The organism is Paraperlucidibaca wandonensis, from assembly GCF_042677145.1.
Taxonomy (GTDB): domain Bacteria; phylum Pseudomonadota; class Gammaproteobacteria; order Pseudomonadales; family Moraxellaceae; genus Perlucidibaca; species Perlucidibaca wandonensis.
Genome location: NZ_JBHTIT010000001.1, coordinates 481,098 through 502,732, shown reverse-complemented (window position 1 = coordinate 502,732; position 21,635 = coordinate 481,098). Strand labels below are relative to the sequence as shown.

General features: G+C 49.9%; 20 protein-coding genes and 1 tRNA gene. 8 read left to right on the top strand and 13 right to left on the bottom strand.

Translation table 11 applies throughout. From position 1 onward, the window contains the following. Positions 1-7 precede the first annotated feature (7 nt). Genes ACFQ0F_RS02310 through cpaB form a run of 9 tightly spaced genes read right to left on the bottom strand, consistent with a single transcriptional unit; the run spans position 8 to position 9,713 of the window. Positions 8-2,086, bottom strand: a complete 2,079-nt coding sequence (locus ACFQ0F_RS02310; protein ID WP_379068672.1) for a pilus assembly protein TadG-related protein — start codon at positions 2,084-2,086, stop codon at positions 8-10. A gap of 5 nt (positions 2,087-2,091) precedes the next feature. After that, the gene (locus ACFQ0F_RS02305) at positions 2,092-2,364 is read right to left on the bottom strand and encodes a DUF3613 domain-containing protein (RefSeq protein ID WP_379068669.1); all 273 of its coding nucleotides are present in this window, start codon (positions 2,362-2,364) and stop codon (positions 2,092-2,094) included. 41 nt (positions 2,365-2,405) lie between these two features. Continuing rightward, on the bottom strand, positions 2,406-3,197 hold the full coding sequence (locus tag ACFQ0F_RS02300) for a tetratricopeptide repeat protein (RefSeq protein ID WP_379068666.1): 792 nt from the start codon (positions 3,195-3,197) through the stop codon (positions 2,406-2,408). Then, positions 3,197-4,102 carry a type II secretion system F family protein gene (locus ACFQ0F_RS02295; protein ID WP_379068663.1) on the bottom strand — a complete coding sequence of 302 codons (906 nt, stop codon included), beginning with the start codon at positions 4,100-4,102 and terminating at the stop codon, positions 3,197-3,199. Before ACFQ0F_RS02295 ends, ACFQ0F_RS02300 begins: the two co-directional genes overlap by 1 nt. Before the next feature lie 2 nt (positions 4,103-4,104). Next, a complete protein-coding gene (locus tag ACFQ0F_RS02290) occupies positions 4,105-4,983 on the bottom strand; it encodes a type II secretion system F family protein (RefSeq protein WP_379068660.1) in 879 nt (292 codons plus the stop codon). After that, positions 4,983-6,257 (bottom strand): CpaF family protein, encoded by a 1,275-nt coding sequence (locus tag ACFQ0F_RS02285; RefSeq protein ID WP_379068657.1) that lies wholly within the window; start codon positions 6,255-6,257, stop codon positions 4,983-4,985. The genes ACFQ0F_RS02290 and ACFQ0F_RS02285 overlap by 1 nt, the downstream gene beginning before the upstream one ends. Position 6,258: 1 nt before the next feature. Beyond that, positions 6,259-7,476: an AAA family ATPase gene (locus ACFQ0F_RS02280; RefSeq protein ID WP_379068654.1), complete on the bottom strand. Its 1,218-nt coding sequence runs from the start codon at positions 7,474-7,476 to the stop codon at positions 6,259-6,261. A 6-nt stretch (positions 7,477-7,482) separates the two neighbouring features. After that, complete coding sequence (locus ACFQ0F_RS02275) at positions 7,483-8,673, bottom strand: type II and III secretion system protein family protein (protein ID WP_379068651.1); 1,191 nt, start codon at positions 8,671-8,673, stop codon at positions 7,483-7,485. Between the two features lie 50 nt (positions 8,674-8,723). Further along, positions 8,724-9,713 (bottom strand): Flp pilus assembly protein CpaB, encoded by a 990-nt coding sequence (cpaB, locus tag ACFQ0F_RS02270; protein ID WP_379068648.1) that lies wholly within the window; start codon positions 9,711-9,713, stop codon positions 8,724-8,726. 200 nt (positions 9,714-9,913) lie between these two features. Between cpaB and ACFQ0F_RS02265 the strand changes: the two genes are divergently transcribed. Continuing rightward, on the top strand, positions 9,914-10,093 hold the full coding sequence (locus ACFQ0F_RS02265; protein ID WP_379068646.1) for a Flp family type IVb pilin: 180 nt from the start codon (positions 9,914-9,916) through the stop codon (positions 10,091-10,093). Positions 10,094-10,445: 352 nt separating this feature from the next. Next, entirely contained in the window at positions 10,446-10,970 is a 525-nt protein-coding gene (locus ACFQ0F_RS02260; protein ID WP_379068643.1) for a glycosyltransferase family 87 protein, read from the top strand. Between the two features lie 206 nt (positions 10,971-11,176). Here the strand turns inward: ACFQ0F_RS02260 and ACFQ0F_RS02255 are convergent, their stop codons facing one another. From ACFQ0F_RS02255 to ACFQ0F_RS02245, 3 genes are all read right to left on the bottom strand, one after another. After that, positions 11,177-12,910 carry a hypothetical protein gene (locus tag ACFQ0F_RS02255; protein ID WP_379068640.1) on the bottom strand — a complete coding sequence of 578 codons (1,734 nt, stop codon included), beginning with the start codon at positions 12,908-12,910 and terminating at the stop codon, positions 11,177-11,179. Between the two features lie 101 nt (positions 12,911-13,011). Next, complete coding sequence (locus ACFQ0F_RS02250; RefSeq protein ID WP_379068637.1) at positions 13,012-14,157, bottom strand: glycosyltransferase family 2 protein; 1,146 nt, start codon at positions 14,155-14,157, stop codon at positions 13,012-13,014. Then, on the bottom strand, positions 14,150-14,740 hold the full coding sequence (locus tag ACFQ0F_RS02245; RefSeq protein WP_379068634.1) for a class I SAM-dependent methyltransferase: 591 nt from the start codon (positions 14,738-14,740) through the stop codon (positions 14,150-14,152). Before ACFQ0F_RS02245 ends, ACFQ0F_RS02250 begins: the two co-directional genes overlap by 8 nt. Positions 14,741-15,029: 289 nt before the next feature. On the opposite strand from ACFQ0F_RS02245, the gene ACFQ0F_RS02240 reads away from it, so the two are divergent. Then, complete coding sequence (locus ACFQ0F_RS02240) at positions 15,030-15,503, top strand: hypothetical protein (protein ID WP_379068631.1); 474 nt, start codon at positions 15,030-15,032, stop codon at positions 15,501-15,503. A gap of 9 nt (positions 15,504-15,512) precedes the next feature. Here the strand turns inward: ACFQ0F_RS02240 and nagZ are convergent, their stop codons facing one another. Continuing rightward, on the bottom strand, positions 15,513-16,397 hold the full coding sequence (gene nagZ, locus ACFQ0F_RS02235) for a beta-N-acetylhexosaminidase (protein WP_379068628.1): 885 nt from the start codon (positions 16,395-16,397) through the stop codon (positions 15,513-15,515). Positions 16,398-16,475: 78 nt separating this feature from the next. Between nagZ and ACFQ0F_RS02230 the strand changes: the two genes are divergently transcribed. The 5 genes from ACFQ0F_RS02230 (at position 16,476) to tpx (ending at position 21,630) form a co-directional block, all read left to right on the top strand. Next, positions 16,476-18,833: a carboxy terminal-processing peptidase gene (locus ACFQ0F_RS02230; RefSeq protein ID WP_379068625.1), complete on the top strand. Its 2,358-nt coding sequence runs from the start codon at positions 16,476-16,478 to the stop codon at positions 18,831-18,833. Positions 18,834-18,844: 11 nt separating this feature from the next. After that, positions 18,845-20,278 (top strand): phospholipase D-like domain-containing protein, encoded by a 1,434-nt coding sequence (locus ACFQ0F_RS02225; RefSeq protein ID WP_340675145.1) that lies wholly within the window; start codon positions 18,845-18,847, stop codon positions 20,276-20,278. Positions 20,279-20,326: 48 nt separating this feature from the next. Then, positions 20,327-20,414: transfer RNA gene (locus ACFQ0F_RS02220), tRNA-Ser, on the top strand. A gap of 143 nt (positions 20,415-20,557) precedes the next feature. Then, positions 20,558-21,019, top strand: a complete 462-nt coding sequence (locus ACFQ0F_RS02215; RefSeq protein WP_340675146.1) for an RrF2 family transcriptional regulator — start codon at positions 20,558-20,560, stop codon at positions 21,017-21,019. A gap of 110 nt (positions 21,020-21,129) precedes the next feature. After that, positions 21,130-21,630 (top strand): thiol peroxidase, encoded by a 501-nt coding sequence (gene tpx / locus ACFQ0F_RS02210; protein ID WP_379068620.1) that lies wholly within the window; start codon positions 21,130-21,132, stop codon positions 21,628-21,630. The last annotated feature ends 5 nt before the right edge of the window (positions 21,631-21,635 follow it).

Sequence of the window (21,635 nt, the reverse complement as noted above, 5' to 3'; positions counted from 1 at the left end):
GCGAGCATCAATTAACTAGCTCTACTGTGTTACCGGCTGAGCAACTTAGATTACCACCAACTTCAGCTGTAGCTAGATTTACACCGAGTAAGCTTAACAAGCTATTGAGTAGAGGATCTAGCAGCCCAGCCACTCCACTTAGGAGCGAGCTCAAAGCGGGAATTAAGCCGTTAACAGCGCTCAATGTTGTGCCCAAAACAACGCCCAAAATCCCACCACCGGAGCTCTTATATGACTTAAGCTCTAAACCGCTTAACGATGTAGCCAACCCGCCTATAGCACTCTCCATCACAATAGACTTAAAGGCAGGCTCCAGATTAATATTTGGTGGACTGAGATAGTTCAATAGAGAGGGGGTCGCAAGCAAAGCTGTTCCTGAACTTCCAGTTTTCACTCCAATGCCAACTAAAACTGTCTTTTTCGCTGTTGATTCAGACCCAGAATTTCCTGATGGCTGCTCCCAAACAACATTACTATAAGAGCAAATAAGTAAAATCGTACACCAAGAGTATTTCTTCTTCTTATAGCCAACCTCTAAAAGAGGTGCAGGCGATAGGTTTACTGTTGAACTACTGTTAAAAAATCCCCCGCTATTTGAATCAGCTTGAATTTTTCCTACATAAACACGCCCAAGCTCAGAGGATGCTAATGCGTTTAAGTTTTTTGACGCGCCACAGCTATGATCAGACACAAATGCATTAGCACCACCTACATCTAGTCCAACATCTATGCTGCCAGCATCAATATATACCGCGTTCGAATATGGGCATGAAAAAAATCCATCACCACCACAACCAAGAAGCGCCTGTAGTGTTCCTCCCAAAAGATCGACAACCCCTCCCAAAACTCCTTTCTCAGACTGTAAAAGATTAATTACTGGGCTTATTAGAGGTCCGACAGGGCCAAGTAAGTTACTAAGCGCTACCGGCAAACCATTTAATTTCAATGAAACAAGTAAACGTATTTGCGCCGTGCGCACAAAAATATCACCACGCGCTAGGTCTGGCTCATAATTAGGATCCGTAATATTTCCGAATCCATTATTTATATCTCGTGGATCTCCCACAGCAGAAAGTTGTGGCTTCTCAATTACACGTGCCTGTATTGATGCAGTGCCTAAACCTGGAAGACTTAATGGCACAGCCGCATTCACTGCGCTGCCCTCTGAAGCCAACTGAACACTTCCCTGAACCAAATCTAAAATATTCAAGTTGATGTCAGCCCCAGATTTTGGAAGCCCCGTTTGCAAGCCTAAAAGCTCACCAAGATTGACCGCTAGTGCACCTACTTTCGGTCTAATAATATCTAGCACGCTCGCGTTAAGCGTATCTCCATTTTTACGTAAGACATCTGCAGAGGCCAGCATTAAGTCAGCCAAAGTCACATCTGTACTTAATAAGCTCTCATAACCGCCAAGATTCAAACCATCAACACCAATCAGATCTAGCAGCTTAATATTCGCACCAGCTAAGCCCTGCCAGCCTACTGCACTTATATTTAATGTCGTGCCTAGTAGGTTACCTAACACAGCATTCAGCAGCGGACTCTGGCTACTATTTACGGTGGCCACATTGCTACGAATGGTTAAACGTGCCAGTGGATTACCCGAGTGAATGGCTACTGCCCTTGCAGTTAATTGTGTTTGGCCGCGAAAAAAACCGCCGGCAACAAGACTAGTGGTTACAGCTCGAGCAACCACTACCTCAACTGCACCTGTAAGAGCAGGATCAAAAACTCGTGGATTACCGCTGACACCGCCACAGGTTACTTTAGAAATAGTTACCGGCTGCGAACCTTGAGCAGCATTGCCCTCAGCCTTCAAGCGAGCCAACGCCACGTTAGCCTTGGCTGCGGCCGTAATTGCACCATCGGCATCGAGCTCGCAACCTCGGAGCGATTCAACCTCTAAAGCAATAACATCCGCAATTCGCTGAAGACTGCGCTTCTCCATATACAGTCGGCCAGTGTCCACAACTAGCGCCAAGCACAACACACCTAGCAGCATGAAGCCGGCGGTCATAATCATGACTGCTCCACGCTGGCGCTGAGTTAGCGCACTGTTGCTAGAAAAGGCTGGCTTGGACATTAGTATTATTTTCCTGGCTTAAAGTTATCGCCGTAATAACTTTCCTTAATGGCATAGTCGTAAGTTTTCATAAAGCGCTCAGCGGCTTTATCGCGCTGTATGCCTTTCGCGGCCTGAATATTTTCAGAGGCCATGGTGCCTTTGCTTTGCGCATTCAGCCATGCGTCTGTTTGCTGGCCCGGAGCGATGATTGGGTCACTGCTTGTGGCTTCATCGGCTAGGGCAAAAGAGCCTACGCTTGCGGCCAGAGCAAATGCCAGTATGTGAATGTGTTTCATTGGGTCACCTCATCAAGACGAACTATCATTAGCCTTACGCCTTATGACAATGGATTAATAGGACAGTTTTGTTGCTGGCCGACAATTGCAGGAGTCGCAGCTTGGCGTTGGCGCATCATTTCGCGGCAGCTTTTAAGCAAATCTAAACGCTCATTTTCGGTAGGCGCTAAACGCTCTCGCCAAAACCACCAATTGGCACGATCACCCTTTAACAACGATAGCACCATCAGGTTGTAGCCAGGCTTACGGTCTGCAGGCGCTAGCTCGAAGGCTGTGCGAAGTTCGAACTCAGCTTGCTGATCATTGCTAGTGAGCATGGCAACGAAGCCTAGGTCATTGCGAAAATTAGCGCTGCTGGGGCGCGCTTTGGCAGCCTGCTGCAGGTAACGATGAGCCAAGGCAAGCTCGCCAGCATCGGCGGCGATGAGGCCAAGGCCGTGATCGGCATCGGCTGATACACAGCGGTCGCGCATAGCCAAGTACCATTGACGTGCTTCCGGAGATTTTAAACGGCGCAGGATGTCGGCGCGCAACACTGCCACAGCAGGCACGGACGCAGGCAAACTTTGCACTTCAGCTAATGCTGCATAGTAGCTGCCTTCGCGCACGCGCTCGGAGACGACATTACGCGTAAGCTCATCGGCAGGGCTTAAGGTCGCACCACAGTCAACTCGCGGGATACTGATGCCTGAAGCTGTCGGCGCAGCTAGGCGTGAAGCACTTTGCTTGGGAGATGCTTTATATGGTGCAGGGCTATTGATGTCGCGCACAGCTGTAGGGGTCTGACAAGCAGAGAGCATCAGCATGCAGCCTGCTACAACGAAAGCGCGCATCACATATCCCCCATGGCATCGCCAATGGAAATAAAGCCTGGGCCAGCCAGCAAAATAAGCAGCGCCGGGAAGAAAAATACCACCATGACAACTGTCATTTTCGCCGTGAGCTTACTCACCTTTTCTTGCAGATCGGTGAGTCGACGGCTCTCCATCACCTCAATTAGCTTTGTTAACGAGGCGCGAGCACTACCACCCTGCTTAATCATTTGTCGCACGATGACCATGACGTCGGTATAGCCAATATGGTCTAGCGCTTCAGCTGAGCTTCCAAGCTCACTTTCTAAATCCAAGCCCTGCTCGGCGCGGCGTAATATCGGTGTTAGCTCAAATACCATTTCAGGCAGAATGGCACTCGACTCTTTCGCCATTACACGCAGCGCCTGCTCTACGGCTAAGCCCGCATCGAACAAAATTCGCAGCATTTGTATAAATAGCGAAAGCTCATCATCGATCAGCTTTAAGCGATCCTCAGCTTTTGAATTAATGACGCGCTTTGGCGCAAGCACACTCAAAATGACAATTGAAATGCCAATAAGCAGTGAGTTTTGCGAGTAGCCATGAATCAGCACCCACAGGCCAGTCAAGGCAATGGCTACAAGCGGCAAAACCACTTGCACACCGTAGAGCATGGCGCGTTGAGTTGCAGAGCGATAGCCAGCGCGGTGCATCGCTAAAGCTAATTCGCTGTCTTTATTGATGTGTTTACGGATGCGCTCTTGATCGTCAAATAGCTCAGAGAAACGAAGACTTAGTAAGCGTGCGTCTTCTTTTGCGTTACCTCGCGTTGTTAGCCGTCGCTCTACCAAACGCCGCTCTGCTGCTATGCGCAAAGCCAACCAAATCGTCACGGCTGCAGCCACCACAATCAATAAAAATATAACGCCGCCATAGTAAGCATTCATTGCTAAACGCTCCTCAGCATTTTCCAAAGGACCAACATGCCTGCAGCCTGCATACCTGCCGCACCCATCAGTACTAGCTTGCCGGTAGGATCATCAATCATTTGATAGATATAGTCTGGGTTGCTAATGAGCATGAAGGCACCAATTAGTAGTGGTAGCGCCGACAAAATCACAGCGCTGGCGCGCGTCTCACCGGTAAAGGCCCTTAGCTGGCGCTGCAACTGCTCGCGCTGCTGAATCAAAGTAATGATGTTGTTCAGCAGATCAATCAAGCTACCACCGAAGCGTGAGTTCACACTCACACCTAGGGCTAATACCTGCAACTCTTTCAAGGCATAGGTGTCGGCCAAGTCAGTAAAGGCCTCAGGAATGGACATGCCTAGGCTGATATTGCGCTGCAGCTTAAGCATCACGGTTTTCAGCGGCTCATCAGCCTCTTTGGTAGCAATGATAAAGCTGTCAGCTAAAGTCTTCCCGGTACGCATCATGCGCACGACTTGATCAAGTAGGCGTGGTAACTGCGTGACAATTTGGCTCATGCGGCGTTGATAAATCGTGCTAATTGCTGCCCATGTAAAGAGCAATAACGTTACAGCTAAAAGCACAGATGCCAAGATACCAAACTGTAGCGCCACCAATAGCAACAACACGCCAAAGCCCAAGCCAATCATGCGCCGATGCGTCGCCTGCAAGCTTATGCCAGCGCGCTCAAGTTGGATTGTTAACCAGTCTTTACCTGTGAGCTCCAAGGTCTTCACACCAGCTATGGCCAAACGCTTAGATACCGCTTCTTCCTGCGCTTGTTTTTGCCCGAGCCATATCAAATATAAAGCGCCAAGGCACATAAATAAGCCAACGGCGACATAGGCAAAAATAATCATTAGCGCAAAGCCTCGGCTTGACGCATAAGCTCAATAACACGCGGCTTTGCCGGCCCACTGCTCGTTCGATGGTGTTCACCGGTTACTCGATCCAGCTTAAACAGAGGGTTAGTCACGTATTGCTCATCGCGAAGATCAACCACTTCTGTGATCTCTGATACACATCGGCGGCCATTCGGTAAGCGCGTAAGCTGAACGACAATATCAACCGCAGACACAACAATGGCACGCAGTGTCGCTTCGGAAATCTTCTGCCCCGACAGACCAACTAAGGTTTCCATCCGCAGCAATGAATCCGCCGCCGAGTTGGCGTGCAAGGTCGACATCGATCCTTCGTGGCCGGTGTTCATCGCCTGCAACATGTCCATGACCTCAGAGCCACGTACTTCACCAACAATGATGCGATCTGGGCGCATACGTAGCGCGTTACGAATGAGATCGCGAGCACTCACTTCGCCAAAGCCTTCGGCATTCGGTGGGCGTGTCTCAAGGCGCACCACGTGATCATTACTAAGCTGAAGCTCAGCAGTATCCTCAATGGTAACAATACGCTCGTGATGACTAATGAAGCTCGACAGCACGTTGAGAAAAGTGGTTTTACCCGTACCAGTACCACCGCTAACTAAGATATTGGCGCGCTGAGCAACCGCTTTCTTAATAAACTGCAGCATATCCTCACTAACCGAGCGATAGGTCACCAAGTCATTTGCCTGCAACAAGTCACGGCGAAATTTACGAATTGAAATGCTTGGGCCATCGAGCGCAATTGGCGGGATGATGGCATTGACACGACTGCCATCGGGCATGCGCGCATCAACCATAGGGCTGGACTCATCGAGTCGTCGACCAATAGGCGCCAAAATGCGCTGAATCACACGCGCCACATGATTATCGTCGACAAAGCAAAGCTGACTGCGCTGAATCACACCGTCGCGCTCATAGAAGATTTTATTCGCGCCGTTGACCATGATTTCCGTTACTGAACTATCACGCAGCAAGGGCTCAATAGGGCCAAAGCCAACAAGCTCATCGACTAGCTCTTCAGCTAAGCGGTCGGCCTCATAACGCGACAATGGCAATGAGTTATCGTTAACGTAAGCACTCAGTTTGATTTGCACGTAGTCAAAAATAGCTTGCCGTGTGCTTTCCAAAATATTGAAGTGGTCATCGTCAACGCGCGCGATTAAGAAGCGATGAAAGCGAAATTTAATATTCGCAATATCTTCATCGACCTTCTTCGGAGAAAGGCGGCCGCCAGGAATATAGCCTGCCATATCAGGCCCCTGTCAGCGTCTGTTTAAGCTTAGAAAGGAAACCTTGATCAGCAGAGCTTTTGCCCGCTTTTTTGGCAATGGCTGGCAGCTGAATCATAGCTGCCAGCTCACGATAACGCTTGGCCAGCACCTCTTGCGGAGCTAGCTCAAATAATAATTGACCAATATTCATCGCGCGCAGGCGAACTTCAGCAGCTGCTGGTAGCTCTATGTACTTGCTACTACCAAATGATTTAGCAATAGCAGAAGAATCTGGCGAAACCTTAGGTTGGTACTGATCCACTACCACGATGGTATCCGCCATAGGCACACCAATTTGACGCAAGCGAGCTTGAAGATCCAAGCCCGCGCGGCAGCTCGTAATCGACTGATCAACAACAAAAACCACGTGGTTAGCATTACCAATCAATAGCTCAGTCATGTCTACCGTTGGCAAGCCACAGGTGTTGAACACCACATGCGTAAATAAACTGCGCAGCGTGCCAACTAGTAGAAACATTTCTGACGTAGTGATTTCAGGAATATTAAGGCCTTCAGCGGGGGCGGATAGCACGCGTACGCCTGATTTATGACGCGAAAATGCGGACTCCACCAAAGTTTGATCTAGTCGACGCAAGTTGCGTAACGTGTCAATAAAACTGAACTGGCCTTCTAGGCCAAACAATAGCTGCGCTTCGGCAAATGGTACGCCAATATCGACTACTAACACCTTCGCCTCGGGTGTCGCTTTTTGGATAGCGGCCGCTATATGTAACGCGTGAAACGATGATTGCAGAACCGGCCTTTCACTCGCCAATACCACTAAGCTACCTTGGCGCATCGGGTTTTCAATGGCATCGGGCACGCGCTCGCCTAAGCGGCGAACCAGTCCAGCGACTTCGCTTGGGCGCGAATCAAAAGTAATAAAATCTTTCGCACCAGCGCGCATGGCACCGAGTAAGCGCTCCTGATCAATCGATTGCCCAACGGCAACACATGCCAATGATGGGCTAGCAGCCATCAGGCCCTCAATAAACTGAACATCGGCCACCCAGTCGTCTCGCCGAATAGGCACAAAAACGATGGAGGCAGTCGCCATGGTGATGAGCTGCAATACATCATTCAGCTCACTCTGCTGCGACATAACGACTTCGGCAGTACCCTCAAGCGCGCTAGACAACCAGTCAAACTGCTCACGATGCTTTGTGATAATTACTACGGATAGATCTTTAGCAGCCATGACTAATTACCTTGAAAAACCAATTGGTGTGTCGCCATAGGGGGATCTAGCACGATCAAAAAACAAGGGTAACGTTTCTGGTTCATAGCGACGCCAAGCATCGCCAGGAAGTTTTGGCGTCGCTGCGCCAGCGGCAATGGGACTAACCAAGTGAGGCGTTACTATCATCAGTAGTTCGCTGTCTTCACTGTTAAAGCTGGTTGAACGGAAAAATGCACCCAACACGGGGATATCACCTAAACCTGGGAACTTGCTGACATTGTCTCGCATCGTGCGCGACACCAAGCCACTAATAACGAAGCTCTCGCCATCACCTAGAGAAACGGTGGTGTCGGTACGGCGCACGCGTAAGGCGGGAACCGATGAGCCATTAACCGTGACAGCATTAGCAAAATCTAGCTCACTAACTTCGGGGGCTACTTTCAGGCTAACCTGTGAGCGACTCAGCACTGTAGGCGTTACCGACAAGCGCACGCCAAACTCTTTGTATTCAATGGTCACAGTGCCATCTGTACCACTCGGCACGGGAATTGGCACTTCGCCACCAGCTAAGAACGTCGCTGACTGGCCGCTCATGGCCGTTAGCGAGGGCTGACTTAGTGTATAGGCATAGCCTGACTGCTCTAGCATATCGATGGCACCAGACAGCTTGCCATTGGATTTTTGCAGAAAAAGACTAAACGGATTATTTAAAGCCGCTGCTGTGGTCACGCCAAAATTGCTCGTTAAACGATTAAGCTCAACACCTAACTCACGCAAACGGCTGCGGCTCAGCTCTACAAAGCGAATGTCTACCTGCACTTGGGAAGGCAAAGCCTCTAGCTCTTCAGGCGTTTGCGGTGCCAACGTTTGCGCCACGCTAGGCGGCGACAGCACGGCTACTTGTGTACGTAGCGGCTCAGCCTGGCATTTGGTCCAAACAAACAAGCTCGTGCTACCAACTTTACGGCCCTGCAAAAGCACGGTTTTGCTATCGATTAGCGCGACATCGGCTGTTGTTGGCTCGCCAATTGAAATACGAGTGATTTGCCCCGGCATGGTAATGGTCTCTTGCGAGCCCTCCACTAAGCTGTAAACACTAGGCAACTCCGTGCCTGGCGCAAAACAGCCCGCCTCCGCAGCCTGAGTTGACGCACTAAAGCCGACCAGCATGAGAGACAGAGCAAAAGATGACCAACGCTTGGACATCATAGTCATAGAATTTCCTTGCGCCATAGAACGGCGAAGCATTGGGTAGGCGGAAATCATCATTGCGTGGCCTGCTGGGCGTTTAAGCCACGATAAATCAATACAGGCGGATCTTTTGGTGCCGAAGGAGCGCTACGTGCGCGCGCCGGCGCTCGTGGTTTAGCCGAGGTCGGCTGGAATTCAGACTCTAAAGCAAACTCGCGCTGCTGCTTGCTAGGCACTGAAGTTTGCTTCGCTACAGAATCGCCGATCTGGTGCTCCGCTGCTTTTTTCGGATCTGCATTAGCCTCAGCTATCGCCGCCTGCGAGTCAGCGAGTGTTTCAGCTGTTGGGCGAATGGCTAAGCGCAAAGTACCCAAGGTACTGATAAGCAATAAGCGCGGAGCGTCTTTTTCGGTAACGGCCAATACTGCCGTGCTCGCCCTACCCCTTGCTTCTTTTCGCGCTGCCTTCGCATCAGTTTGCTCTACACCGCCACCGGAGCTAATGATTTCCGAGCCAAAACTAACTACTCGCAGCGACTGCATGGCAATTTGAGCAGAATCTTTACCACCCTGCTCACCACGCAAAAACAGTAGGACATCGACCAAGTCGCCGGGTTGCACAAACCCACCACTACCAATTACTTCACTAACAGGAATAGCAACTGCGCGCTCACCTACTCTTAATAGACGTGCAACATCGCTGCCAGGCTGCAAATGACCAAGCTCTAAAATAGTGCCTGCCAGCAGTTCCGTATGTACCGGCTGGTCGAGTGCTTCTTCAATTTTTCGGAAACTACGCGGCGGAACTACTTTCAAGTAGTCTATGGTGAGGTCTTCGGCCGTTAGCACATGATAAAGACCGACATCCTGCTTAAGCACGACGACTGACTCTTTACCAGGCACAGTAATTTCGGCTTTCTTTTTAGCCTCAACCACCTGCTGCTCAGCGGCAAGCGCCACTTGCTTGGCATCCTCTGTGGTTTTGTACCCCAGATAGCCAGCCACCCCGGCGCCAATGATTAACAATAACGCCAACAACATCATCACTCGGCTATTCATAGACATCCCTGACACAGACAGGCAAAATTTACGTAATTCGGATCCTATCAACTTACCGCAAGCTGTGGATATAGTTGGCAATAGTTAAGACAAAATATTACATGTTTACGACAAAATGCTGTCTCTAACACTGGAAAGTTGGACGTTAATAGTTACACTGTTGTCTATCCGGCAACGATACCGGAGAATTCCTCCAGGAGCTTCGCATGAAAAAATTACAAGAGTTGATGGCTAAACTGCGCCGTGATGAGAAGGGTGCAACTGTTATTGAGTATGCTTTGATTGCTGCTTTGGTTTCGATCGCTGCGATTGTTGCGTTTCAAACACTCGGAACCAAGGTTAGTAGCACGATGAATAACGTTTCTGGGCAGTTACCTGCGTCATAACAATAGTAAGCTGTATCAAGCAAGCGTAGCTACGCTTGCTTGATACATAGTTACTATAATTAGCCAACTTCATACCTGCGCCATCTGAATCCCCACACTCGCATTATCAAATATGCTATTATCTCAAATTCGCCGCACCAGCCTTATAATGCTGCCCGCAATTTTGCTATTTTTATTACTTGACCAATGGCAATACATATTTGAAACCTTTAATCGCGACCAAGATTTTGCGTGATGCATATAATCTTTGGTCGGCTGGCCTAATATTGCTAGAGGAAGGTAGCGCTGATAATATATATAACAATTCCGCTCTCACTGCATTTCAAATTGATCCTGCCAGCTAAGGCATCGGTTGGAACTCTTATTTTTACCCACCTCAGCATTTTTAACAGCGGCGCTTGTAGGTTTAGCGCCTTATTCCATTGCATTAACCCTTTATAGGCTTTCTGGCCTAATCGCTTTTATATTGGCCGTTAGCGCTCCTCACTACAAACGTAGCGTCATACTGCTGTTGATTATTGCCCCTATGACCAGCTTCAATATCATAATAGGTCAGAATGGCCTAATAAGTGCAGCATTATTAATCGGAGGCTTGCGACTACTCTCCTATCACCCCTCATTAGCTGGAGTTTTATTTGGTTTATTAGCATTCAAACCAATTATCGGCTTACTAATTCCTCTACTATTGCTTATCCGCAAAGACTGGAGTGCATTTATTAGTGCATCACTGACTGTCGTAGCTTCTGCTCTTTTGCCAATCCTACTCTGGGGCCCAGAAGTTTGGACATTATTTTTCTCACAAGCAATAGAGGTACAACAAAACACTCTGCACTACGCTACTGGCATTGGAATGCACTTAGCGCTCAAGATATTTTAATATTTACTCTTGCCACGACGATGATATCACCCTATATATACAACTATGGCCTTAGCATGATTGAGGGAGCTATACTGATATATTGCATCAGCCTTAAAAATAAAACCATAACTCCAACGCTTTATTTTTTAATAGCCTCTTGTTGGTGCACCGGCCTTATATCGCTTTTTGGCAATATGGCGTATATCCCTTTTGCTCCACTGGCTCTAATGATAGCTCTTTATATTATCAGCCGCAGAGCGCCAATAAATGCGCCAATCAACTAACGTCATATACTCTGGCAACCAATCAATAGCCTCACCTTCCGCCATTCGTTGCGCCAATGTGCGCTCATTTTTTCCTCGCTTAAAATTACTATCAATAACTGAACAAGTTAGTATTAAATTAATATTGCGAGTCGCGACTATAGATTGCGCATTAACGTTTGGCACAACGCTGCGATATACATCAAAATAATCTATTAAACCCTGCACATTGTGGTGATAATTACCTGCAATAATTCTGTGCCTAGTTTTAAATAAAATCTCTGGACCATTATTAGAGTTTGCTAATAATGTGCTAGCTGGAAAGCTATTGAGCAATGGCAACACGGAGTCTAATAGACAAACCTTAGCACCATCTCTATTATTATTTTTTCCACCTGCCGAAGGTTCAAAATACTCTAAGCCAATCGTGCCAAAAGTTTGCAATGGAATAATCAATATCAGTGCAGCGCCCATAATCTGCTCAGAAATTGGTAGCGTCTTATTTTTTAAGTCTTTAAAGACCCTAAGCTGGCTTATGCCAATACTAAAGGCCAGTGCTGACATCAACGCAGCAGCAGCTCCCATGCGAATATGGCCTGCACCTAACGCACCATAAATCAGAGTAGATAATGCCAACGCCAGCATCCACAGACTACGTTCTCTCCACGCCACGTAGCCAAATATCCCCGCGCTTATTAACGGGAGTAATAAATATGCCACCCATTGCGATGGATTGCTTACTGCCTGAAGCTCCTCAATCCGATCATACCAAAGTAATCTTAATTCGTTTGGAATCAGCCCATTTGGCCCCGCTAATGCCGCAGGAACTATCACTAACCAAGCGATAGCTAACACTACAAGAGCGAAAACTAATTGGAAAATAGAGGTTGGCAGTGGTGCTCCCCGAGCTATACAAAAGTCCGTTAGCAGCAATAAGCTTGCTAATAGCGCAGAAAATAGTAGCCACGCAAAACTAATATGATCCAGAGCCCAAGCCGAAAAAGTAGGCGGTGGCGGATCAATCGCCCATCCAGTCAATACCATTACCATCAATCCAGCTGCCACGGGCCAAACAGGGCCAGATGATGCATGCTGAAGACAAATAGCAGCCCGAAGTGCAGCAAAAGCAAACACTAACGGCATTGTTTCTGGAGAAATCCATAATGCGACCCCAAGCAATGCACCACCGATGAAATCTAGTAATCGCCCTGCTTGTAAACTTGGGCGCAAAAAGCACGCAGCTGCCGCTGCCACAGGAACTAGCATGAAAATATGATGAGTAATTTGCACCAGTTGCCCATAACCAAATAACGGTGGACTGGAGGCGACCACTAAACCAGACACAACAGCAGCCAGTGGACTCCCTACATTCGCGACTGCAAGTGCAACGAACAAAGCCAATAGCAACATGCTAAACAGCGTCAATCCGCCACCAGCCCAGAGCAAAGCAACATCTTTCTCAATACCAAAAGCCATTAAGCCACGATGAAGCTGCCATATTGACCATGTGTGCGGCAGAGACCAATGGATCCAACTACCGTAAGGAGCGTTATCTCGAGCGATAAATTGGAATCCAGTCTCTGGGGTATAGTCTTTTAAAATGACTAGCTTGTAGTAACTATCAGGATTAGGCAGGTTTGCTTTGCTGAGGTCTCCAGCTTGGGAAATGATATTGCACCCAAGCACTGCCAACATGATTAGCAAAACTGCTAGCAATGCTCTATTTCGAGTCCACGTGATTGACATATAAGCAGGCCCAAACAAGAAAATTACGGGTCATTTAGTGGTCAAGTCAATTAACGCTGACTCTCCAAAATCTCAGCCAGAAATCCAATGAAAACCAACTGAACACTCACAACCACAGCAGTACCAGAAATAATCATAGGCCTTAGCATACTGGCATAAGACAGATCACCAAAAGAGTGAGCGGCCCATTGCCACAAGCAAAAAGCCAAACCACTTAAGCCTGCTAATAAAACGAGCGCTGAACTCACTAGCACACGCTCAAGGCTAAACCATGCTAAATAACGACTAGTACTGTCAGATACTGGCAGCAGGCCTGATTTAGCCCCTTGTCGCCTAGCGATTAGCGCAAAGCCGCTGCTCAGACTCCCGACCATAAGTAATACACAGCCCATGACTAAGCTGTGAATATCTAAATGGATATTCTTTGAAATTGTAATAGGACCAGCGGCAAGACAGAGTACTAAAATAAAACCTAGCAACAAACAGCTAATGCCTGGGTATAAAAACAGCCAACGCGGACTATGAAGCAATAAAAATTTCAAATGCCGCCAACCATCTGCCCAAGTATTCAGGTGTGGTGGACGAGAGCGACCATCTGGAGAAAGCGTGGTTGGAACCTCAAATATGCTGAAGCTATGTAAATGTGCCTTAACAACCATTTCGCTGGCAAACTCCATACCCGTTGAGCTTAAACCAAGCTCAAGCATACGCTCACGATGAAAACCGCGAAGGCCACAATGAAAATCTCTGATGGGCACATTGAAAAATAGGCGCCCTAAAAAGCTCAACACAGGATTTCCTAAATAACGATGTAAAAATGGCATTGCGCCTTGTGCAATGCCGCCACGGAAGCGGTTGCCCATGACTAAATCATGATCGGCGCGAAGCGCTTGTACAAATGGCATAAGGTTTGAAAAGTCATAGCTATCATCTGCATCACCCATGATGACAAACTTACTTTTCGATGCCCGTATGCCGGTGATTAGCGCCGCGCCATAACCACGCTGCGGTACATCAACAACAAGAGCGCCCGCACTTATCGCGATAACTTGAGAGCCATCTGTGCTTCCGTTATCAGCGATTAATACGTCGCCATCGATACCATTGGCAATCAAAAAGCTCTGTGCTTTAGCAATACAGCTTGCAAGCGTTTCAGCTTCATTAAGGCATGGCATGAGTATTGTTAGTTCACTCATGATTAGACCCTGAAGCTTTGCATTCTATCCACCAAAAATTATGCAAGCGCCTGCCAAAAGCCCATAAAAGCGGAGCAGGATATAAGGGCAAGTTATCAACTCTAGATTTTATTTCAGCCCCACTATCACGCAACGCCTCTTGCCATTGCTGGCTAGACCAGTAGTTATTAGGTAACGCAATATGGTGCGCTCTATTGCCGACCCAATCCATAAACGCCAGCACCAAATGCTGCAAGCGATTATTTGCAACGTGATCTTTAATTAAGACTCCTTCGCGCGCGACACGAAGGCACTCTTGCAAAACCTGTAATGGATCGTCGCAATGATGAAGTACATCGATCAACATCACGGCATCTATGCTTTTGCTTGCTAAAGGCAAGTGATAACCGTCGTATGCTTGCACTGGAATCAATGTATTTGGGCGAACAAGAACATCTACACCACTTAGCGCGAGGCTTGAGCGATATTGCTGAAGAGCAATGGCCATTTCGCCGGTTCCAGCACCTACATCAAGCACGCTTTTTACGCGCAGAGGAAGCAGTCTAGCCGCAGAGCTAGCAAGCACGCTGACTCGCCGAGTCATTACAAGTCGCCGATGAAGTCGAACCGCTGCAGAGTCTTTCATTTGCTCAAAACTCGCCTTTTAAAATATAGCTAGAGAAAGCATAACGCTGAAGAGTCACTTTGTTTCTGCAGTAGCTAGATTGTTTGTTGGGGAATTGTTGGTTTACCCGTTGCACTTCATCACAAAAGTACCAAGGAACTACTGCCAAGTGTGCATTAAAGTGCCTACACTCCTTTGAGCAGAAACACTCGACGCGGACTTCGGGCTAATCATGGCCACGTGAGCCAAGGGATCTTAGGCCAAGAGCATGCAGCTGGAAGAAATCAAGCAACTCGACATAAACCGACAATGGGCAGTCTACTGGTATTTGCACGGTAAGCGCTCACCTGTATTTTTGTTTGGCCTGCCCGTGCTAGCTGCTATTTGCGCGCTATTAGCCACTATGGTGTGGCAGCAAACGCCCGCATTAGTTACTTGGTTTCAGTCGTTGCTAAGCCTACAAATGCCCGCACTATCAAGCACGCTCAGATTGCCATTAGCAGCGCTAATTATGTTGGCCGCTCTAGCTTTTTATCTTGCCCACTCGGCTGAGTTGGCCTGGCGCAAAGAGCGTGATGCACGAAACACACTTAAAGAGCGCACAGGCCTAAACCCTAGCAATCTAAATATCAGCACGCTAAAAGGCTTTCAGCCCGACCTACTCGACGGCCTGGAAACACGGGCTGCCCCCTCACCACCACCGACTCTACCTAAGCGGGAGCGGATTGCTGGCCATCACTAAGTAAAGTCGCTAGTTCAAAACCCGCAAAACCTCATCCCGCCGATTACAAATCAGCGCTACATCGCACCCAGCGGCCAGCGCCACATCCACACGATCCTGAATTGATCCAACGCCCACGGCGCCTTCCATGCACAAGTCATCAGAAAATACTAAGCCGCGAAAGCTCAGTTGCTCGCGCAACACGGTCTTCAGCCAAAATGGCGAAAAGCCTGCGGGCAATGGGTCGACCTGCGGGTAAACCACGTGCGCCGGCATGATGCCGTCTAGCTCAGTCGCGAGTGCAGCGAAAGGTTTCAGGTCGTAGGCTTCGATCTCGGCCCATGAGCGATCATCCACAGGCAAGGCCAAATGCGAGTCGGCGGCCACTGAACCGTGGCCAGGAAAATGTTTGCCAATGGTCATCATGCCGGCAGATTTCATGCCGCGCATAAAGCCGCGTAAGAGCGCGATGGCAGGCTCGGGCTGCGAGTGAAAGGCACGGTCGCCGATGACGCCACTAACGCCAGCATCCAAATCTAAGATGGGCGCAAAGCTGAAGTCGACACCGACTTCGCGTACTTCTCTGGCCATTAAGGCGCCGCACTCAAATGCCGCTGCAATCGCAGCTTGTGGGTCTATGTCGTATTGTTCGCCAAAACGGCGCATGGCTGGCAGGCGCGTAAAGCCTTCGCGGAAGCGTTGCACGCGGCCGCCCTCTTGGTCTACGGCGATTTGCAGCTCGGGCTTTACGGCGCGCATGGCATCGGTAAGTGCGCGAATTTGCTCCGGCGTGTCCACGTTGCGGCTAAATAAAATAACGCTGCCGACATTCGGATGCGCAAGAACTTCGCGGTCTTCCGCCGTTAGAGTCAAACCACCCACGTCCACCATTAGTGGGCCGCACATTGCCGCCATTGTTACTCTCCTAAACTGCGCACGTGCCTGAATTACTGCGGCGTGCCGCATATGCAATAAGCCGCTGACAATACCGCAGTGCTAGCCATTCATCTACGCTTTGATGAGACGCTGAAGAAATTCATTAGCGGTGCTATTATCGCGACACTGCGTCGCCAAAATCGTCGCCCACACACCAATCAGTGCCAGAAGCTTATGCCCACGCTGCCCGTCTCGCCCCTTTCCCGTGCTGTGAATTTATCTTTCTTATCGCGCCTTGGCGTGGGAGTAAGCGGCGCTCTGCTGTGCTTGAGCGTGACTACCGTGTGTTACGCCGCCGATGTAAATACGCAGCCGGCTAAAGCAACAGCAAAGGCCGCAGCAAAAGCGCCAGCAAAGGCAGTAGCGGCAAGTAAAAAGCTATCGCCAACCGCCGATCAAGCCAAGGCTTCACGCTTAGTCGCACGCCAACTCAGCGTTTTGCATTACAACAAAACACCACTCAATGACGCGCTTTCTGCGGATATTTGGGCGCGCTATTTAAACGATTTAGACGGCCAACATGTCTACTTTTTGGCCAGCGATATTGAGCAATTTAAAGCACAACGCCTACGCTTAGATGACCAGCTAAAAGCCGGCGATCTTGACCCTGCATTTGCCATTTTTAACCGCTACCAACAACGCGCCAATGAGCGTTTTCAGTTTGTGCTCACCAACTTAGAAAAGAATCGCAAAGGCGTACTCAATTTCACCGGCAATGAGCGCCTGCTCAACGACCGCAAAGATGCGCCATGGATCGGCAGCCTTGCCGAGATGAACACGCTCTGGCTCAACCGCCTGCGTTCGGGCGCTCTGTCGTTAAAGCTCGATGGTAAAGCCGACGATGAAATCATCCAGACCTTAACGCGGCGCTATCGCTCACAGCTAAAAGCCCTGAGCCAAAACCGCAGCGAAGATGCTTTCTCGCTATTTATGAATTCGCTGACCGGTGCATACGACCCGCACACCAGCTATTTTTCGCCGCGCAATTCGGAAAATTTCAATATTAATATGAGCTTGCAGCTCGAAGGTATTGGTGCCGTTCTGCAAACTGACGACGAATACACCAAAGTTGTGCGCCTAGTACCAGCCGGCCCTGCTGATAAAGCGCGCCAACTTAAGCCCAACGACAAAATCGTTGCCGTTGGCGAAGGTGATAAGGATTTGGTCGATGTCATTGGCTGGCGCATCGATGAAGTTGTTGAACTGATTCGTGGCCCGAAAGGCACGACCGTGCGTTTGCAGATCATTCCTAATGGCAATGATGATGGTGCCCGAAAAATCATCAGCATCGTGCGCAATACCGTGGCGCTGGAAGATCAGGCCGCCAGCAAAAAGATTATTGAAGTCACTCGTAATGGCGAAACCAAGCAGATTGGCGTGATCAAACTGCCGGCGTTTTATGCCGACTTCCAAGGTCAGCAAAATGGCGATCCAGACTATCGCAGCACCACTCGCGATGTGCGCAAGCTTATCGACGAACTGAAAACTGCACGCGTTCAAGGCTTGATTTTAGACCTGCGCAATAACGGCGGTGGCTCGCTGTCTGAAGTGAATGACCTGATCGGCGAATTCATTACCACAGGCCCCACCGTGCAAGTGCGCGATGCTCGAGGCCGCCTAGAAACCTTGGGCGACGGTAACCCAGACGTAGGCTATAACGGCCCCTTGGTGGTCATGACCAATCGCTTATCGGCCTCGGCGGCAGAGATTTTTGCCGGTGCCATCCAAGATTATGGCCGCGGTTTAGTCGTTGGCGGCACCAGCTTTGGTAAAGGCACAGTGCAATCGATTCGTGATTTAGGTCATGGTCAGCTGAAAATTACCGAAGCTAAGTTCTATCGCATCTCTGGGGCTAGCACGCAAAATAAAGGCGTTGAGCCCGATATTTACTTCCCTGAAGTCTTTGATCCTAAAGAAATTGGTGAGTCAGCTTTGCCACACGCGATGCCTTGGGACACGATCCGGCCATCGCGCTATCAGCAAGTTGATGATTGGAAATCTAAACTCGGCGCATTAGAACAGGCGTCGAAGCTGCGGCAGGCGAAAAACCCGGACATTCGCTATCTCAATGAGCAAATCAAGCTGCTAGCCGATGTTAAAGCGCAGAACACTAGCTCCTTAAACGAGAAGGTGCGTTTGAGCGAGAAGCAGGCCTTAGAAGAACGCCGTTTAGCCATTGAGAACCGCCGTCGCGTGGCGAAAAAGCAAGCGCAGCTCAAAGCTTGGGATGAAGTTGAGAAGCAGCTCGAGGCACAAAACCCCGATCACGACCCCAATTTTGAGCGCCCAGAAGAGCAGGCATTGTTGAATGAGGCCGCCGAAGTTTTGGTGGATGCTCAGCAGCTCAATACCGCTGCGAGTAACCTGCCCAGTTACTTAAAACGCAACGCCGACTCACCCTTGGTGAATCGCTAATAGGAGATGGCATGAGCGAGTCCAGCGACTCCCCTGCACTCACCGATCCGCGCTTATCGGCGCTGTTTCAACGCACCACCGGTGCCGCTCAGCAAGGCGGCCACCGCCTGCAATTATTGCGCGACAGCAGCGAGCATGAAGCCGCCACATTGGCGATGATTGCTCGCGCAGAGCGCCACATCATTGTTGAAAACTACCGTATTTGTGACGACGACTGGGGCCGCAGCCTACTCACTGCGCTCTGCCAACGCGCGCGTGACGGCCTACAAGTAATGGTTCTCGCCGACTGGTTAGGCAGCTTTAATCAGCTCAGCCGGCGTTGGGTTCGGCAGCTAAATGACGCTGGTGGCGAATTTCGGCGTTTCAACACGCCCGGCCTTGGCGAGCCATTGGCATGGATGGTGCGCAATCATCGCAAGCTGATGAGCATCGATGGCTGCGAGGCCATCATCACTGGTTGGTGTCAGAGTGCGCAATGGCGTGGGCATGCAGACCAAGCCCCATGGCGCGACACCGGCGTGCGCGTTGCCGGTGAAGTTGTCATCAATATGGAAGCCGCTTTCGCTCACACTTGGCAGCTCACCGGCAGCGATTGGCAGCCGCGCTCACAGCCACACTGCATTAATACACCACTTCCTTTCACCGTAAAAAACGCGAACGTTCGCCTAATCACTGGTCGCCCCCAAAACAGCCCGCTATTTCGCTTAGACCAGCTAATCATCAACCTCGCGCAAACTCGCATGTGGATTACCGATGCCTACCCAGTCGGCACGCCGGCGTATTTAGATAGCCTACGCCAAGCCGCAAAAAATGGGGTCGATGTGCGCCTACTCGTGCCTGGCAGCTCCGATTTGCCGTTGATAGGCTTGCTTGCTCGCTCTAGCTACCGCCCGCTGCTATTAGCCGGTGTACGCGTGTTTGAGTGGAATGGTGCCATGTTGCACGCCAAAACCGCCGTGGCCGATGGCTGCTGGGCACGCATCGGCTCCACCAACCTGAATCCCGCATCTTGGCTGGGCAATTACGAGCTCGACTTGGCCATCGAAAATGCCGACTTTGCCGCGGTGATGGAGTCGCAGTTTTTAGACGACTTAGAAAATGCTACCGAGATCGTGCTCAGCGATGCCGAACGCGTCAAACTCGTTGCCCCACGCCGCCCAACAAAGCGCTCACTACGGCATCACCAAAGCTCAACAACAACTCTCCGTGTTTCACGCGCAATGGCTCTTGCCGTACGTGAGTCGCGGCAGCTCGGGCCTACTGATGCCAGCCTTTTAGGCGGCTTGGGCTTGATTGGCTTAGTAGTCGCGGGAGTCGCATTGTGGCAACCCGAGGCCATTGCTTGGCCTGTCGCCGTTATCGCCGCCCTACTCAGCGTGAATTTATTGCGAATAGCACGCCGTCGTTTTGCAGATTACCGCAAAAATCAACAGCCTAAGGCTTGAGGCAGCAGCTCCAAACGGGTAGTATCCCACCCCGTTCAGCACCACAATGGAAGCGTGGCAGAGTGGTTGAATGCACCGGTCTTGAAAACCGGCGACCCGAAAGGGTTCGTGAGTTCGAATCTCACCGCTTCCGCCAAATTCGTAATACTTAAACGCCCTTCGGGGCGTTTTTTGTTTCTGGCTGATGATGCAGGAAACTCTTCACGCATTAGCTAGCTGGCGACCTGAACCAAGGTCACCGCTATACTGGCTAGTCCAGCTCTAGCTAATGGTTACTGTATGCGTCTTACCCAGCACGCCGACTTCGCACTGCGTACGCTCATTTTTCTTGGCCTGAAGTCGCCGGAACAGCTCTCGACTATTCAAGAAATTGCTGAGGCCTACCAAGTTTCACGCAACCATTTGATGAAAGTGGTGAGCCGCTTAGTAGCGCATAACTACGTGGTGTCAGTGCGCGGTGCCGGTGGCGGTATTCGCCTAGCGAAAGCGCCCAATGAAATACTTATTGGCGACGTCGTGCAGCATATGGAGCCTGAGGATGGTTTGGTGGAGTGTTTGCGCGAAAACAATCAGTGCGTGATTACACCGGCCTGCTTATTGCCCGGCATGTTGATGCGCGCGCGTGATGCCTTTACAGCCGAGCTAAACAAGCAAACCCTGCAAGACATTCTGCCGTTTAGCCGGCGCCATGAGCTTAGTGGCTTATTGAATATCTCGCAGGCAGTTAAGTTTGCGACCTAGTCGTCAAATACTCCCGCATATAAAAGCACTTTGTCATCGATAATCACTGCCCAAACACTCCGCCTTTTGCTTTACTCTTAAGCCCCTCGTTTACTGCTTAGGAGTCACACATGGCCACGGTCACCTTGCATGGCAACCCTGTCAGCGTCAGCGGCAATCTACCTACCAACGGCCAAACAGCGCCCGATTTCTCGCTAGTCAAAGGCGACTTATCTGATGTCGGCCTTGCTGGCTTTGCCGGCAAACGTAAAGTGCTAAACATATTCCCCAGTGTCGACACACCAACGTGCGCAACTTCAGTGCGCCAGTTCAATAGCAAAGTCGCCGCCCTCAGCAATACCGTGGTGCTCTGCATTTCTGCCGACCTGCCATTTGCTCAAGCTCGCTTCTGCGGCGCTGAAGGCCTAGATGCCGTGGTGAACTTATCAACACTGCGTGGTGCTAACTTTCTCGCCGACTATGGCGTGGCTATTGCCGATGGCCCACTGAAAGGTTTGGCTTCGCGCGCCGTGGTAGTTCTGGATGAGAACAACCGCGTGTTGCACAGCGAATTGGTGCCTGAAATTGGCGATGAACCTAACTATGACGCGGCCTTAGCTGCTCTTGCCTAAGCTGA